The 16200-nt window shown below is 59.4% G+C and carries 12 protein-coding genes and 1 pseudogene; 12 read left to right on the top strand and 1 reads right to left on the bottom strand.

What is annotated here, in order from left to right:
• Positions 1-15: 15 nt before the first annotated feature.
• The 8 genes and pseudogenes from dprA to lpdA form a co-directional block, all read left to right on the top strand.
• Positions 16-801: pseudogene (dprA, locus tag K6117_RS07545) on the top strand (DNA-processing protein DprA); the annotation flags it as partial.
• 289 nt (positions 802-1090) lie between these two features.
• Entirely contained in the window at positions 1091-1894 is an 804-nt protein-coding gene (locus K6117_RS07540; protein ID WP_484771505.1) for a DUF7946 domain-containing protein, read from the top strand.
• A 74-nt stretch (positions 1895-1968) separates the two neighbouring features.
• Positions 1969-2280, top strand: coding sequence for a DprA-like winged helix domain-containing protein (locus K6117_RS07535; protein WP_343211755.1), 312 nt, complete (start codon positions 1969-1971; stop codon positions 2278-2280).
• 210 nt (positions 2281-2490) lie between these two features.
• Positions 2491-3453 carry a malate dehydrogenase gene (gene mdh / locus K6117_RS07530; RefSeq protein WP_221793508.1) on the top strand — a complete coding sequence of 321 codons (963 nt, stop codon included), beginning with the start codon at positions 2491-2493 and terminating at the stop codon, positions 3451-3453.
• 49 nt (positions 3454-3502) lie between these two features.
• Positions 3503-4387 (top strand): succinate--CoA ligase subunit alpha, encoded by an 885-nt coding sequence (gene sucD / locus K6117_RS07525; RefSeq protein ID WP_221793506.1) that lies wholly within the window; start codon positions 3503-3505, stop codon positions 4385-4387.
• Between the two features lie 147 nt (positions 4388-4534).
• Entirely contained in the window at positions 4535-7351 is a 2817-nt protein-coding gene (locus K6117_RS07520; RefSeq protein WP_221793504.1) for a 2-oxoglutarate dehydrogenase E1 component, read from the top strand.
• Between the two features lies 1 nt (position 7352).
• Positions 7353-8582: a 2-oxoglutarate dehydrogenase complex dihydrolipoyllysine-residue succinyltransferase gene (gene odhB / locus K6117_RS07515; protein ID WP_221793502.1), complete on the top strand. Its 1230-nt coding sequence runs from the start codon at positions 7353-7355 to the stop codon at positions 8580-8582.
• Between the two features lie 12 nt (positions 8583-8594).
• The gene (lpdA, locus tag K6117_RS07510) at positions 8595-9989 is read left to right on the top strand and encodes a dihydrolipoyl dehydrogenase (RefSeq protein ID WP_221793500.1); all 1395 of its coding nucleotides are present in this window, start codon (positions 8595-8597) and stop codon (positions 9987-9989) included.
• Positions 9990-10047: 58 nt separating this feature from the next.
• On the opposite strand, the gene K6117_RS07505 is transcribed toward lpdA, so the two are convergent.
• Positions 10048-10734: a DUF4197 family protein gene (locus tag K6117_RS07505; RefSeq protein ID WP_221793498.1), complete on the bottom strand. Its 687-nt coding sequence runs from the start codon at positions 10732-10734 to the stop codon at positions 10048-10050.
• Between the two features lie 136 nt (positions 10735-10870).
• Here K6117_RS07505 and K6117_RS07500 point away from each other — a divergent pair, with 136 nt between their 5' ends.
• From K6117_RS07500 to K6117_RS07485, 4 genes are all read left to right on the top strand, one after another.
• Entirely contained in the window at positions 10871-13054 is a 2184-nt protein-coding gene (locus K6117_RS07500) for a primosomal protein N' (protein WP_221793743.1), read from the top strand.
• A 170-nt stretch (positions 13055-13224) separates the two neighbouring features.
• Positions 13225-13749, top strand: a complete 525-nt coding sequence (gene rimP, locus K6117_RS07495) for a ribosome maturation protein RimP (RefSeq protein ID WP_221793496.1) — start codon at positions 13225-13227, stop codon at positions 13747-13749.
• 9 nt (positions 13750-13758) lie between these two features.
• On the top strand, positions 13759-15375 hold the full coding sequence (gene nusA / locus K6117_RS07490; RefSeq protein ID WP_221793494.1) for a transcription termination factor NusA: 1617 nt from the start codon (positions 13759-13761) through the stop codon (positions 15373-15375).
• A gap of 127 nt (positions 15376-15502) precedes the next feature.
• Positions 15503-16198 (top strand): DUF448 domain-containing protein, encoded by a 696-nt coding sequence (locus tag K6117_RS07485; protein WP_221793741.1) that lies wholly within the window; start codon positions 15503-15505, stop codon positions 16196-16198.
• The last annotated feature ends 2 nt before the right edge of the window (positions 16199-16200 follow it).

Genomic DNA, 16200 nt, shown 5'->3' with positions numbered 1-16200 from the left:
GTGTTGAGTGTTGCGTTGCTTGAAGACCGGATTGCCCGTTTGCGGCTGATCCGTTCGGCCAATATCGGGCCGATCACTTATTATCATCTGTTGCAGCGATTCGGTTCGGCAGACGCGGCGTTGCGCGCGATTCCCGATCTGGCGGCGCGCGGGCGCGGTAAAGCGCCGCGCCTTGCCGCGCGGGCGGAGGTGGAGCGCGAAATGGAGCGGGTGGACCAGCTTGGCGCGCGTTACCTGTTTTTGGGGCAGGGGCTATATCCGCTGGCCTTGGGCGAGATCGAAAATGCGCCGCCGGTCTTGGTCGTGCGCGGACATGAGGCGCTGCTCGATCGCCCGATGGTCGCGATGGTCGGCGCGCGCAATGCCTCTGCGGCGGCGTGTCGTCTTGCCCGTGATTTGGCGGTGCGGCTGGGCGAGCGTGGCCATGTGACGGTATCCGGCCTTGCGCGCGGAATTGATACGGCTGTGCATGCGGGATCGATTGACAGCGGCACCATCGCGGTGATCGCGGGCGGGATCGACAGTTATTATCCGCCGGAAAATCGCGAATTGCAGGAACGGATCGCGCACACTGGGTTGTTGGTGGCCGAACAGCCGCCGGGGCGCGAGCCGCAGGCGCGGCATTTCCCCTATCGCAACCGGATTATCGCCGGACTGGCGGGCGGCACATTGGTGGTGGAGGCCGCGCCCCGCTCCGGTTCGCTGATCACCGCGCGATTGGCGGCGGAATATGGGCGCGAGGTGATGGCCGTGCCGGGATCGCCACTTGATGCGCGGGCGCAGGGCTGCAACCAACTGATGAGTGTATACACAGGTAAGACTTGGGTCGAACTTAGATCGATCTTGGATTAACTGAATGATTTTCAATTACTATATTTGGTGTAACTGTATGCACACACAGAATATGCGGCTTTTGGCCATCGAGGAACGAGAGGGGAATCCTCGCGTCCGAGACGCGTGAATACTCAGCTTTCGACACCCAAGTGTTTCGGTAATTCACCTTTTCTTAGAGTTTGCGAGCGCAGTTGGCTCTGATAGGAGAAGTTGAGGGCAAGGGTCTTCGATATTCTGAATATGCACGGGGGCATGAATGTCTGTTAGGATACCACTTAGGGTGCGCTACGATGGTGGCACAGCTGCAGACGGCGTACTCCCATTGTATGATGGGACGACTTCCATTCAAGGTGTTGCCCAAGCCGTCCAGATCGCGACGCATGCCTTGCTGACGGGAAATATCGTCGCTCGTGCGACAGCAGCTCGGAGCGCCGAGTTCTATTTGCTTCCGTCGCGATCAGGTAGTTACTTGGTTGAGTTGGCGGCCTTTATAGAAGCCAATCCGGCTGTGGCTGGGATCACCGCGCCTATCGTCTATGACTGGCTCAAAACGATCTTCATGAAAGCGACGAGCCGTGCGCAGCCTGTCCCGGAAACGCCAAAGGTGAGGAAATGGATCGAACGGGACGAGCCATTCCTCGATGAATTGGCTGAAACGCTGGAAGGAAGCCTGCAGCGGGCACATCGCCCCATCGGACCGGACGTTACGACTATCACTTTCGAGCGACCGCGATCACAAATACTGACATTGAATGACGCCACGAAGGAGTGGGTTAACACTCGTGACGTCGCGGCTGGCGCTACGCCTCTGACAGGTCACATCACTCGCTTTAATTCAATTACCCGCAATGGTCGGGCCTTCATCGATCAACTCCACCGGGTCGTTCCTTTTAAACCAGACGGCGATTTCGCGATGGGTGGATTACAGTACCTCACCTGGTCCCTGCATGGCAGCGCAAACGAGCTACCGAAGTCTCTGACAATCAATGCTCGTGAGGTTAAGTCGGCCACCGGGGAAACGAAGCGCATTTTGTTGGTCGACTGCATGCGTGGCGAGTAATTTAAGAAAATGGATCAGTCTTATTCAATTTATCATATTGAAATATAATTATTTTATTTATTTTTTGCGTAACTGTGGATAGACTTATCCGCGATGGCGCCACCTTGGTCCAGAATGTCGATGATGTGATCGAGGCGATTGGCAGCTTTGCGGCGATGCCTTTTCGCCAGGCCGCGCAGGACTATCGCTTGGCTGCGCCGGTGGATGCGAGTGAACGGGATCGTGAGGCGGTGATCGGCCTGTTAGGCGCAGTTTCTGTCGCGGTGGATGAGATTGTGCGCCAGTCCGGCCTGCCGCCGATGATCGTCCAGATCGTGCTGTTGGAACTGGAATTGGCAGGAAGGTTGGAGCGTCAGGCAGGGGGAAGATGCAGCCTGATCGAATAGCTATTGACGGGGCTTTATTGCAATTTCGTCGCAATAGCGAAAAATAATTTGCGCCTGTCACGTTGTTAGGTTGATGCACCGCAAAAATCGGCCTAATCGGGCAACGTTTTTTGATCGCGGGCGGTAATTATTGCCGTCCGAATCGGTGGATTACGGTGTGCCAGTTTTTTGGCGCGCTTGTGGTTCAGACTTCTTGAAGGAGACGGCATCATGGCTCGTAAAAAGATTGCGCTGATCGGCGCTGGCAATATCGGTGGTACGCTGGCCCATCTGGCGGCTGCCAAGGAATTGGGCGATGTCGTCCTGTTCGACGTTGTAGAAGGCGTGCCGCAGGGTAAGGCGCTTGACCTGTCGCAGTGCGGCCCGGTCGAAGGCTTCGATGCCAAGATCACCGGCACCAATGATTATGCCGATATCGCAGGCGCCGATGTCATCATCGTGACCGCTGGCGTTGCTCGCAAGCCGGGCATGAGCCGCGACGATCTGCTCGGCATCAACCTGAAGGTTATGAAGGCCGTCGGTGAAGGCATCAAGAACAACGCGCCGAACGCGTTCGTCATCTGCATCACCAACCCGCTTGATGCGATGGTGTGGGCGCTGCGCGAATTCTCGGGCCTGCCGCCGCACATGGTCGTTGGCATGGCGGGCGTGCTCGACAGCGCGCGCTTCAGCCACTTCCTCGCCGAAGAATTCAAGGTCTCGGTGCGCGACGTGAACAGCTTCGTGCTCGGCGGCCATGGCGATACCATGGTGCCGGTCGTCGAATATTCGACCGTTGCCGGTATCCCGATCCCCGATCTGATCGAACAGGGCCGTTCCACCAAGGAGCGCATCGACGCGATCGTCGCCCGCACCCGTTCGGGCGGTGGTGAAATCGTCGGCCTGTTGAAGACCGGTTCGGCTTATTATGCGCCGGCGACCAGCGGTATTGCGATGGCGGAAGCCTATCTCAATGACCAGAAGCGTTTGCTGCCTTGCGCGGCCTATGTCGACGGCCAGTATGGCGTGAACGGCCTTTATGTTGGCGTGCCGGTGATCATCGGTGCGGGCGGTGTTGAGCAGATTGTTGAAATCAAGCTTGATGCCGAAGCCAAGAGCAACCTTCAGGTGTCGATCGATGCCGTGAAGGAATTGCTGGACGCCTGCAAGGCTATCGACGGATCGCTTGCTTGATCGCTGGCAATAGCCATTTCTTGATGCATATCTGAAAAGTGGAAATCTAATGTCCATTCTTATTAACAAAAACACCAAGGTCATCACCCAGGGGATGACCGGTGCCACCGGCACCTTCCACACCGAACAGGCGCTGGCTTATGGCACCCAGATGGTGGGCGGCGTGACGCCGGGCAAGGGCGGCACGACCCATATCGGTCTGCCGAACTTCAACACCGTGGCTGAAGCCAAGCATGCGACCGGTGCGAATGCCAGCGTGATCTATGTTCCGCCCCCCTTCGCGGCGGATTCGATCCTCGAAGCGATCGATGCTGAAATCGAACTGATCGTTGCGATCACCGAAGGTATTCCGGTGATCGACATGATCAAGGTGAAGCGTGCGCTTCAGGGTTCCAAGTCGCGCCTGATCGGCCCGAACTGCCCGGGCGTGCTGACCCCGAATGAATGCAAGATCGGCATCATGCCGGGTTCGATCTTCAAAAAGGGTTCGGTCGGCGTCGTTTCGCGTTCCGGCACCCTGACCTATGAAGCCGTGTTCCAGACCTCGAACGCTGGCCTTGGCCAGACGACGGCTGTCGGCATCGGCGGCGATCCGGTCAATGGCACGAACTTCATCGATATGCTGGAATTGTTCCTTGGCGACGATGAAACCAAGTCGATCATCATGATCGGTGAAATCGGCGGCAGCGCGGAAGAAGAAGCCGCGCAGTTCCTGATCGACGAAGCCAAGAAGGGCCGCAAGAAGCCGATGGTCGGCTTCATCGCCGGTCTGACTGCTCCTCCGGGCCGTCGCATGGGTCACGCCGGTGCGATCGTTTCGGGCGGCGAAGGTGGCGCGGAAGGCAAGATCGCTGCGATGGAAGCCGCTGGCATCCGCGTCAGCCCGAGCCCGTCGCTGCTTGGCGAAACGCTGCTTGAGGTGTTGAAGGGCTAAATTTTAAGCCTTTTCGACCGATATACTGCCAGGATAGCGGGTTATTCGGACCCGCTATCCTGTAGTGCCAAGGGATAGTTATTCCTTGTTGCTCAAACTCCCCCGGGGCCGCCGTGGCCCCGTTACCTTGGCTAGGAAAGAACGGACATGGGCATCGAAGGTCAAAGCTTCGACTTGAATGAAGAAAAGACCGGTCCAACTTGGGCGCGGACGAATTGGCCGCTGCACGATACGGATGCATTGACGGCTGCGCTTGATCCCACCCAGATGACGCCCGATGTGAAGGCGGCGTTGACGCAGGTGGCGAAGGCGGAAAAGGCCGCGACTGGCACTGCAACCGGGCCGGTCAGCGAGGCCGACGTCTCCCGCGCGGCGGATGACAGCATTCGCGCGCAATTGTTGATCCGCACCTATCGCGTCCGTGGCCATCTCGCCTCGAACCTTGATCCGCTCGGCCTTGTCCAGCGTGACCTGCCTGCGGACCTTACCCCCGAATATCATGGCTTCAAAGGCACGGACCTTGATCGCCCGATCTATCTTGGCGGTGCGCTTGGCCTGCATCAGGCGAGCATTCGCGAAGTCGTCGAGATCCTGCGCGCCAATTATTGCGGCAAGGTCGGCCTTGAATATATGCATATTGCGGATGTCGAGGAACGTCGTTTCCTCCAAGACCGCATGGAAGGGCGCGACAAGGCGATCCAGTTCACCGAGATGGGCAAGCGCGCCATTCTCACCAAGGTGATCCACGCCGAACAATATGAAAAATTCCTGGGCCGCAAATATGTCGGCACCAAGCGCTTCGGCCTTGATGGCGGGGAATCGATGATTCCGGCGCTGGAAAACATCATCAAATATGGTGGCCAGTCGGGCGTACGCGAAATCGTGATCGGCATGGCGCATCGTGGCCGGTTGAACGTGCTCGCGAATGTGATGGGCAAGCCCTATCGCGCCATTTTCCATGAATTCGCCGGTGGTTCGTCCAATCCGTCCGATGTCGGCGGTTCGGGCGATGTGAAATACCATCTCGGCGCCTCGTCGGATCGAGAATTCGACGGCATTTCCGTGCATTTGTCGCTGACGCCGAACCCGTCGCATCTTGAAGCCGCCGATCCGGTCGTTTTGGGCAAGGTCCGTGCCAAGCAGACGACGCTCGACGATCTCGATCGTCAGCAGGTGCTGCCGATCCTGATCCATGGCGATGCGGCCTTTGCGGGCCAGGGCATCATCATGGAATGCTTCGCCTTTTCCGGCATCCGTGGCTATAATACGGGCGGGACGATCCATTTCGTCATCAACAATCAGGTTGGTTTCACGACCTCGCCGCAATTCTCGCGTTCCTCGCCTTATCCGTCGGATATTGCGAAGATGGTGCAGGCGCCAATCATCCATGTGAATGGCGACGATCCGGAAGCGGTGACCTTCGCGACCAAGCTCGCGACCGAATATCGCCAGACGTTCAAGCGCGATATCGTGATCGATATGTGGTGCTATCGTCGCTTTGGCCATAATGAAGGCGATGAGCCGAGCTTCACCCAGCCGTTGATGTATGACCAGATTCGCAAGCATCCATCGGTGTCGAGCCTATATTCGTCGCGACTGGCGGATGAAGGCGTGATCGACCAGATCTGGTATGATGCGACGGTCGAAAGCTTCATCAAGACGCTTGATGGCGATTTTGAAGCGGCCAAGAGCTACAAGGTCAACAAGGCTGACTGGTTCGGCGGCGAATGGGCAGGTTTTGCCGAGCCGCAAGAAGCGATCAGCGACCGTCGTGCCGCTGTGACCGGTGCGGACCGCAAGCAATTGCTCGAACTCGGCACGCATCTGACGACGGTACCGGATGATCTGACCGTCCATAAGACGCTTGATCGCATCATCGCCGCCAAAAGGGCGATGTTCGAAACCGGCAAGGGCTTTGACTGGGCAACGGCAGAATCGCTGGCATTCGCGACATTGCTGACCGAACAATATGGCGTGCGCCTGTCCGGTCAGGATTCGGGTCGCGGTACGTTCAGCCAGCGTCATGCGGTGTGGACGGATCAAAAGTCGGAACGGAAATATATTCCGCTCTCGGCGCTGGATCGTCGTTTTCAGGTGCTGGATAGCCCGTTGTCCGAATTCGGCGTGCTCGGCTTTGAATATGGCTATGCCTCGACCGCGCCCAATACGTTGGTGATGTGGGAAGCGCAGTTCGGCGATTTTGCCAATGGTGCGCAGGTCATTATCGACCAGTTCATCGCGGCGGCAGAAGCCAAATGGCTGCGCGTCAACGGTCTCGTGATGCTGTTGCCGCATGGCTATGAAGGTCAGGGGCCGGAACATAGCTCGGCGCGGTTGGAGCGCTATTTGCAGCTTTGCGCCGAAGATAATTTGCAGGTCTGCAACATCACCAGCCCGGCCAATTATTTCCATGTGCTGCGTCGACAGATGCACCGCAAGTTCCGCAAGCCGTTGATCATCATGACGCCAAAGTCGCTGCTGCGTCATCCGCAGGCGGTATCGACGCTGGATGACATGACTGGCGACACGCATTTTATGCGCTTGCTGTCTGATCCCAACGCCCCGGCGGACAAGGATGTGAAGCGATTGGTGTTGTGTTCGGGCAAGGTCTTTTACGATCTCGCCGCAGCACGCGATGCGGCGGGTGACAAGAACACCAGCATCGTGCGTGTCGAGCAGATATATCCGTTCCCGGCGGATGCGCTGGTCAAGCGGATCGCCAAGATGACCAATCTCGAAACGGTCGTCTGGGCGCAGGAAGAACCGAAGAACAACGGCGCATGGTTCTTTGTCGAACCGTTGATCGAAGACGTGCTGACCGAGGCGAAGGTCAAGCCCGGACGGGCGCGTTATGCTGGCCGCAAGGCGAGCGCCGCGACCGCCACTGGTCTCGCCAAGACCCACGCAATGCAACAGGCCGCCCTCGTCGCTGACGCGCTCGGGCACGAAGTGAAGGATAAGTAACATGGCTGTCGAGATTGTTGTCCCGGCCCTTGGTGAATCGATCAGCGAAGCAACGCTGGGTGCCTGGTTGAAGCAGCCGGGCGAAGCGGTTGCCGCCGATGAACCCATTGCGAGCCTTGAAACCGACAAGGTGTCGATCGAAGTCAACGCCCCGACCGCGGGTGTGATGGGTACGCAGGTCGTGCCGGTGGGCGCGAACGTCAAGGTCGGCGCGGTGATCGCGACGCTTGAAACCGGTGGTGCGCCGGTCAAGGCTGCTCCGGCTGCTGCTGCTCCGGCCCCTGCGGCGGCGGTATCTGCCCCGGCATCTGATGCGGGTGATAATGAGCCATTGACCCTGTCGCCTGCCGTGCGTCGGCTGGTGCTGGAACATGGTGTCGATCCCTCGACGATCAAGGGCAGTGGCAAGGATGGCCGTCTGACCAAGGATGATGTGCTGGCGGCAGCGAAGTCGCAGGCTGCCCGTCCTGTGGCGGCGCCGGTTGCCGCTGCTTCGGGTGCGGTTGCCGCTGCACCGCGTGCGGCGGGTGCGCGTCAGGAAGAGCGCGTCAAGATGACTCGCCTGCGCCAGACCATCGCGACCCGTCTGAAAGAGGCGCAGAACACGGCGGCGATGCTGACCACGTTCAACGATGTCGACATGACGGCGGTGATCGAGGCGCGCAACAAGTACAAAGACCTATTCGAGAAGAAGCATGGCGTGAAGCTCGGCTTCATGGGCTTCTTTACCAAGGCGGCATGTCTCGCGCTGCGCGATGTGCCATCGGTCAATGCGACGATTGAGGGCGATGAAATCGTCTATCGCAACTATGCCGATATTTCGGTCGCGGTCAGCGCGCCGAACGGTCTGGTCGTTCCGGTGATCCGCGATGCGCATGACATGTCGGTAGCGGAAATCGAAAAGACCATCGGTGATTTCGGCAAGCGGGCCAAGGCCGGTTCGTTGACGATGGATGACATGAAGGGCGGGACCTTCACCATTTCCAATGGTGGCGTGTTCGGTTCGCTGATGTCGACCCCGATCATCAATCCGCCGCAGTCGGCGGTGCTGGGGCTGCACCGTATTGATCAGCGTCCGGTGGTGATCGATGGCGAGATCGTCGCGCGGCCGATGATGTATCTGGCGCTCAGCTATGACCATCGCCTGATCGACGGTCGCGAAGCGGTGACCTTCCTTGTCGCGCTCAAGAACGCGATTGAAGATCCGACCCGCCTGTTGATCGATCTGTAAGGAATACGCGACATGGCTGAATATGATTATGACGTGCTCATCATCGGTGCTGGCCCCGGCGGCTATGTCGCGGCGATCCGGGCGGCGCAACTTGGCCTGAAAACGGCCTGTGTCGAAAGCCGGGACACGCTTGGCGGCACCTGCCTCAATGTCGGTTGCATGCCGTCCAAGGCGTTGCTCCATGCGTCGCATCTGTATGAAGAGGCACATAGCGGGGCTTTGGCGAAGTTCGGGGTGAACATCTCCGGCGCGTCTTTGGACCTTGGCCAGATGCAGGCGGAAAAGAATGAAGTCGTGTCGTCGCTGACCGGCGGCATCGCGTTTCTGTTCAAGAAGAACAAGGTGACATGGCTGAAGGGCCATGGCCGCTTTACGGCTGCCCACACGGTTGATGTCGATGGCCAGACGGTGACGGCGAAGAATATCGTCATCGCCACCGGTTCATCGGTAACGCCGTTGCCCGGTGTCGCGATTGACCAGAAGGTCGTTGTCGATTCCACTGGCGCGCTTGCGTTCGACAAGGTGCCGGGCCATCTCGTTGTCATCGGTGGCGGCGTGATCGGGCTGGAACTGGGTTCGGTGTGGAAGCGTCTCGGCGCCAAGGTGACGGTGGTCGAATATCTCGATCAATTGCTGCCGGGCATGGATGGCGAAGTCCGCAAGGAAGCCGCCAAGATCTTCAAGAAGCAGGGCATGGAGCTGAAGCTCGGCACTAAAGTCACGGGCGTTGCCGTCAAGGGCGGGACCGCGACCGTGTCGATTGAACCGGCGGCGGGTGGTACGGGCGAAAAGATCGAGGCGGATGCCGTGCTGGTGGCGATTGGCCGTCGGGCGAATACCGAAGGCCTTGGGCTGGATGTGATCGGCCTTGAAACCAATGCGCGTGGCCAGATCGATATCGACCATGATTTTGCGACCAAGGTTCCGGGCGTCTGGGCGATTGGCGATGTGGTGCCGGGTCCGATGCTCGCGCACAAGGCTGAGGACGAAGGTCTTGCTGTGGCCGAAAATATCGCAGGGCTGACCGGCATTGTGAACCATGATGTGATCCCCGGCGTGGTCTATACCAATCCGGAATTCGCCAGCGTCGGCCTGACCGAAGAGCAGGCGAAGGAACGTGGCGAAATCAAGATCGGCAAATTCCCGTTCATGGCCAATAGCCGCGCCAAGGCGAACCGCGACACCGAAGGTTTCGTCAAGGTGATTGCCGATGCCAAGACTGATCGCGTGCTGGGTGTCCACATCATCTCGTCCCTTGCGGGCACGATGATCGCGCAGGCCGCGCAGGCGATGGAATTCGGCGCGACGTCGGAAGATATTGCCTATACCTGCCACGCGCACCCGACCCATGCAGAGGCGCTGAAAGAAGCGGCGATGGGCGTATTGGGCAAGCCGATCCATATGTAATCGGGCCGATAAGGTCATTTGAAAAAGGCCGGGGTGGTATTTGCCACCCCGGCCTTTTTTATTTCATCACGCCGAATACCGCCATCAACACCGGGTCATTGGTGTCGCGCGGATTGGCGCGGATGGCGGATTCTTCCCGGCCCATCGCGCGGAAGATGCTGGCGGCGGTTTGATGGGCGAGATCGTCGCGCAAGCCCGAAAAATTGATGCCGGTCGCGACGCGAAGCGCCTCATTCAATGCGCCATCGTCGAACAGGCGCAGTCCTTCATCTGCGCCGGGGACGAGCACGAAGAGCAAGCCATCCCCGACTTGGCGCTCTAACAAGGCGGTCGCGGCCATCGGTCCACCCCGGACAATTGCCTCGGCATCGATGATCGGCATATCGAGAATAGCATCCGCAATCACCGGGGCGGCGCGATCTGCGGCCTTGCCTGCCGCCCGGTTCAATTGTTTGAACAGGCGATAACGCACCGGTTCCGTCAGGATCAGCGCGCGCAGGATATTGCCACCGCCGCTGCCGCCAAAAGCGGACGGCAGATGGATTTGCGCCAGTTCATCGTTGAGGAAGCCATCGGGCGCCAATAATCGCGCAAAGGCACGTTGCGAAGACAGGTTGAGCAGTCGTCGGATGACATCGGTCAGGCGATAGCGCAGGCTGTCCGCGCAATTTGCCAATCCCAAGAGCGGCAGCAAGGCCGCGCCCTGCAATAGACGGCGCCGGGAAAAATCGGAGGTGATCTGCATGGCTTTGCTCTCCATATTGTTCGGTGGTGATTGTCTGCCTTTGCCCGCATCGACACAAGGGCCTAGCTTTGCCGCATCATGTTATCGGAAAACCGGTTCCCACTTTTCCGCACGATGCTCTATGGCAGATCCCAACATGAACAATGTGCCTGTCTTGTTGCTGAATAGCGGCGTTGCGATGCTCGATTATCGGGTGCCAATGGGGGTGTCTGCGCCGCCCGGTACGATTGTGCGCGCGCCGATAGGTCCGCGTCAGGTGATGGGCGTGGTCTGGGACCATCATCTGGACGATGGCCATCAGGATTTTGACGAGAAGAAATTGCGCCCGGTCCAGCCCATCGCGGATGCGCCGATGATCCCGCAGGCGTTGCGCCGGTTAATCGACTGGACGGCGGATTATTATGTGTCCAACCCGGCGATGGTCCTGAAAATGGCGATGCCGGTGCTGGATGCGCTCTCGCCGGACATGCAAGTGCCGGAGTATCAGCTCGCGGGCGATGCGGCGGGGGATGACAGCAAGGGCCGGATGACCGAGGGCCGGTTGCAGGCGATCACCGCGATTGGCGACCATCAAGGCACGGTCCGCGAATTGACGGTGCGCGCCAATGTGTCCGAGGCCGTGATCCGGGGGATGATCAAGACCGGGCTATTGATCGCCGCCGATCCGATGCCGGATCATGCGCTACCCACGCCCGATCCCGATTTCGATGCGCCGATCTTGTCTGCCGAACAACAGACGGTGGCTTCCGCACTGGTCGCGGCGGTGGAGGGGCGGGCCTTTGCGCCATTGGTGCTGCATGGCGTGACCGGATCGGGCAAGACCGAAACTTATTTCGAGGCGGTGGCGGCGGCGTTGCGGGCCGGGCGGCAGGTGATGATCCTGTTGCCGGAAATCGCGTTGACCGAACCCTTTGTCGATCGCTTCGTTACCCGTTTCGGGGTTGAGCCGATGGTCTGGCATAGCGATATGCGCCATGCCGAACGCCGTCGGGGTTGGCGGGCGATTGCCTCTGGCGAGGCGCGGGTGGTGATGGGGGCGCGCTCGGCGCTGTATCTGCCGTTTCCGCAGCTTGGCCTGATCGTCGTCGATGAGGCGCATGAAATGAGCTTCAAGCAGCAGGATGGCGTGACCTACCATGCGCGTGATGTCGCGGTGATGCGGGCGCGGATGGAGGGCTGCACGGTGATCCTCGCCTCGGCCACGCCTGCGCTGGAAACACGAGTGCAGGTCGCCAAGGGCCATTATCGCCAATTGGATCTGCCCAGCCGTTTCGGCGGGGCGACCATGCCGGAAATTACCGCCATCGACCTGTTGGCCGATCCGCCGATGCGTGGGACTTGGCTTGCGCCCGCGCTGGTCAATGCGATGACCGAGACGCTGGCGCGGGGCGAGCAGGTGTTGCTGTTCCTCAATCGCCGGGGCTATGCGCCTTTGACCCTGTGTCGCCATTGCGGTCATCGCTGCCAATGCCCGAATTGCAGCGCATGGATGGTCGAGCATCGCCGCACGCATCGTTTATTGTGCCATCATTGCGGCCATGTCGAACCGGTGCCGACCCACTGCCCGGAATGCAATGAGGCGGATGCGCTGGTCGCTTGCGGACCGGGGGTGGAGCGCATCGCGGAAGAGGCGGGGCGCTTGTTTCCCGATGCGACGATTGTGCAGGCGACGTCCGATACCTTGTCCTCGCCCGCCAAGGCGCAGGCCTTTGTTCATCGGATGGAATCGGGGGAGATCAATGTCGTGGTGGGCACGCAGTTGATCACCAAGGGCTATCATTTTCCCGAGCTGACATTGGTCGGGGTGGTGGATGCGGATCTGGGCCTGCAAGGCGGGGATTTGCGGGCGGCGGAGCGCAGTTTCCAGCAGATCGCGCAGGTATCCGGACGGGCAGGGCGCGGGGAAAAGCCGGGCAAGGTGTTTATCCAGACCCATGATCCCAAAGCCCCGGTGATCCGGGCGTTGGTCAGTGGCGATGAGGCGCGGTTTTATCGGGAAGAAACCGAGATGCGGCGATTGGCGATGGCACCGCCTTTTGGGCGCTTTGTCGCGATTGTCATTTCATCCGAAGATGCGGATGAGGCGACCGCGCTCGCCAAGGCGATTGGCCGCGCCGCGCCGCATGTGAAGGGGATGCAGGTCTTTGGCCCTGCGCCTGCGCCCTTGGCCAAATTACGCACCCGTTATCGCCATCGTTTGTTGGTGCATGCGGAGCGCCAAGTGGCGGTGCAGCGCGTCGTGCGCGACTGGCTGGGCGGCGTATTTGTACCCAAAGGGTGCCGGGTCGGGGTGGATGTCGATCCCTATAGCTTTATGTGATGTGGAATGGGCGGGGCACTCATGTTGCAGTGCGGCTGCTTTTCCTTGCGTTTCAACGGCAGTGAGGTTAAAGAGACTCATCTCTAGACATCGTCAGATTTCCTGAGGTCGGCAAGCTCCCGCTTTCCGGCGCTGGATTTGATATTGGCGATTCGTTGGAACGGAATTGAATGACGGATATTGCCGCCCTTACGGCCTTGATCGAACCGGAAGTGAAAGCCCTTGGGCTGGCGCTTGTCCGGATCGGCATGTTTGGCGGCAAGTCGGACCCGACGCTGCAGGTCATGGCCGAACGACCGGAAACCCGTCAGCTCGTGCTCGATGATTGCGCCGAATTGTCGCGCCGTTTGTCGGATGTGCTGGATGAGGCGGACCCGATTGAATTTCCGTATCGTCTTGAAGTCAGTTCGCCCGGTATTGACCGGCCATTGACCCGCCTGTCCGATTATCAGGATTGGGCCGGGTTTGAGGCGCGGATCAAGCTTGAAGAGGCGATTAATGGCCGCAAGCAGCTTGAAGGCCATTTGCTTGGCCTTGACGGCGAAACGATCAGATTTGACGTTGCCAAATTGGGCGAGATGGAAATTCCATTTAGCGCCATCAGCAGCGCCAAGCTTTTGCTCACCGACGCCTTGATCAAGGCGACGGCCCCCATTTCGGCTGATGGTGCCGATAAGATTGCCGTAGAAGGATAGGATAGCCCGATGTCCACTGCCATTTCCGCCAATAAGGCCGAACTGCTCGCCATCGCTGATGCGGTTGCGCGTGAAAAGCTGATCGACCGCGAAATCGTCATTGAGGCGATGGAAGACGCGATCCAGCGTGCTGCCCGCGCCCGTTACGGTGCTGAAAACGATATTCGCGCCAAGATCGATCCGCGCTCCGGCGATATGCGCTTGTGGCGTGTCGTTGAAGTGGTCGAAGAGGTCGACGATTATTTCAAGCAGGTCAATGTGGCCGATGGCCAGAAATTGCAGCCGGGCTGCGTTGTCGGCGATTATATCGTCGATCCGCTGCCGCCGATTGAATTCGGTCGTATCGCTGCGCAAGCCGCCAAGCAGGTGATCTTCCAGAAGGTCCGCGATGCCGAGCGTGAGCGTCAGTTCGAAGAATATAAGGACCGCGTGGGTGAAATCATCACCGGCGTCGTCAAGCGCGTCGAATTCGGCCATGTCGTGGTTGATTTGGGCCGTGCCGAAGGCGTGATCCGCCGTGATCAGCAGATCCCGCGCGAAGTTGTTCGCGTTGGTGATCGCATCCGTTCGGTCGTGTTGAACGTCCGTCGCGAAAATCGCGGGCCGCAGATTTTCCTCTCGCGCTCGCATCCTGACTTCATGAAGAAGTTGTTCGCGCAGGAAGTGCCGGAAATTTACGATGGCATCATCGAAATCAAGGCCGCCGCCCGCGATCCGGGCAGCCGTGCCAAGATTGGCGTGATCAGCCATGATGGTTCGATTGATCCGGTCGGCGCATGCGTCGGCATGAAGGGCAGTCGCGTGCAGGCCGTCGTGCAGGAAATGCAGGGCGAAAAGATCGACATCATTCCGTGGTCGCCGGATACCGCCACCTTTGTGGTGAATGCGTTGCAGCCCGCCACCGTCAGCCGCGTGCTGATCGACGAGGAAGAAAGCCGGATCGAAGTCGTGGTGCCGGACGATCAATTGTCGCTCGCCATCGGTCGTCGTGGTCAGAATGTCCGTCTTGCCAGCCAATTGACCGGTTCGGCGATCGACATCATGACCGAGTCGGATTCGAACGAAAAGCGCCAGAAGGAATTCGTGGATCGTTCCGCCATGTTCGAACGCGAACTGGATGTGGATGAAACGCTCGCCCAGTTGCTGGTGGCCGAAGGTTTCGGTGAACTTGAAGAAGTCGCTTATATCGAAGCCGAGGAATTGGCCGCGATTGAAGGCTTTGACGAAGAACTGGCCGCTGAATTGCAGAACCGTGCTGGTGAAGCGCTGGAACGTCGCGAAGAAGCAAGCCGCGTTGAACGTCGCGCACTCGGCGTGGAAGATGCGCTGGCGGAAATTCCGTATCTGACCCAAGCGATGCTCGTCACGCTGGGCAAGGCCGGGATCAAGACGCTGGATGATCTGGCCGATCTCGCCACGGACGAACTCGTTGCCCGCAAGTCGCGCACCGAACCGCGTCGCGGCGAACGCGGCGACCGTCCGGAACGTGGCAGCAAGGCCGATGACAAGGGCGGCGTGCTGGGTGAATATGGCCTGAGCGAAGAGCAGGGCAATGAAATCATCATGGCAGCCCGCGCCCATTGGTTCGAAAATGAGGGAGACGCTGTTGCGGACCCCTCGGCATGACACGGCGGTAACGCCTTCTGGCCCTGGGCCAGAGTCACAACCAGATACCAGACCGCCCCGCGCCAAAAAGCGGGGCGGTGCCGGTTATCGCGATATATTGGCAGCCGATGGTTCGGCGGCGGAAGGCATGGAGTCATCGGGTGATGATGCCGGGCCGGAGCGCCGCTGCGTCCTGAGTGGCGAGCGTGCGCCGCGCGATCTGTTGATCAGGTTGGCGCTTGGTCCTGATGGTGCGGTTGCACCGGATATTCGGGCCAAGGCGCCGGGTCGCGGCGCGTGGATCGGCGTTGCGAAAGACACGCTGCAAATCGCGCTCGACAAGGGCAAGCTCAAAGGCGCGTTGATTCGGGCGTTCAAGACCAGCCAGATCGTCATTCCCGATGATCTGGTGCAGCGGATCGAAGATGCGTTGCGGAAACAGGCGCTTGATCGGCTGGGGCTGGAGGCGCGTTCGGGAACGTTGCTGACCGGTGGCGACCGCATTGCCGATGCCGCCCGCAAAGGCACGGTGCGTTTGTTGATTCATGCGCTTGATGCGGGTGCGGATGGCAAACGCAAGCTGGATCAATTGTGGCGCGTGGGCCGCGATATGGAAGGTAGCGACCTCAAAGGCATGGTCGCGCCGCTGTCTCGCGAACTCTTGTCCATGGCATTGGGCCGCGAAAATGTGGTACATATCGCCATGATCGCACCTGCTGCGGCGACCCGCGTTTCGGGTGCGCTTCAACGGTGGCAAAATTTTGTCGGAAAGACTATGGGAACCGGCGAGCCAGAGGATGAATCCTCGGGCGAGTCCGGCTTTGATGTAGAGAATGAAGGATAATA

It is taken from the genome of Alteraquisediminimonas sediminicola, from assembly GCF_019740335.1.
Taxonomy (GTDB): domain Bacteria; phylum Pseudomonadota; class Alphaproteobacteria; order Sphingomonadales; family Sphingomonadaceae; genus Alteraquisediminimonas; species Alteraquisediminimonas sediminicola.
Note: the sequence above shows the minus strand (reverse complement) of the source record. Positions and strands in the feature narration are given on the sequence as shown.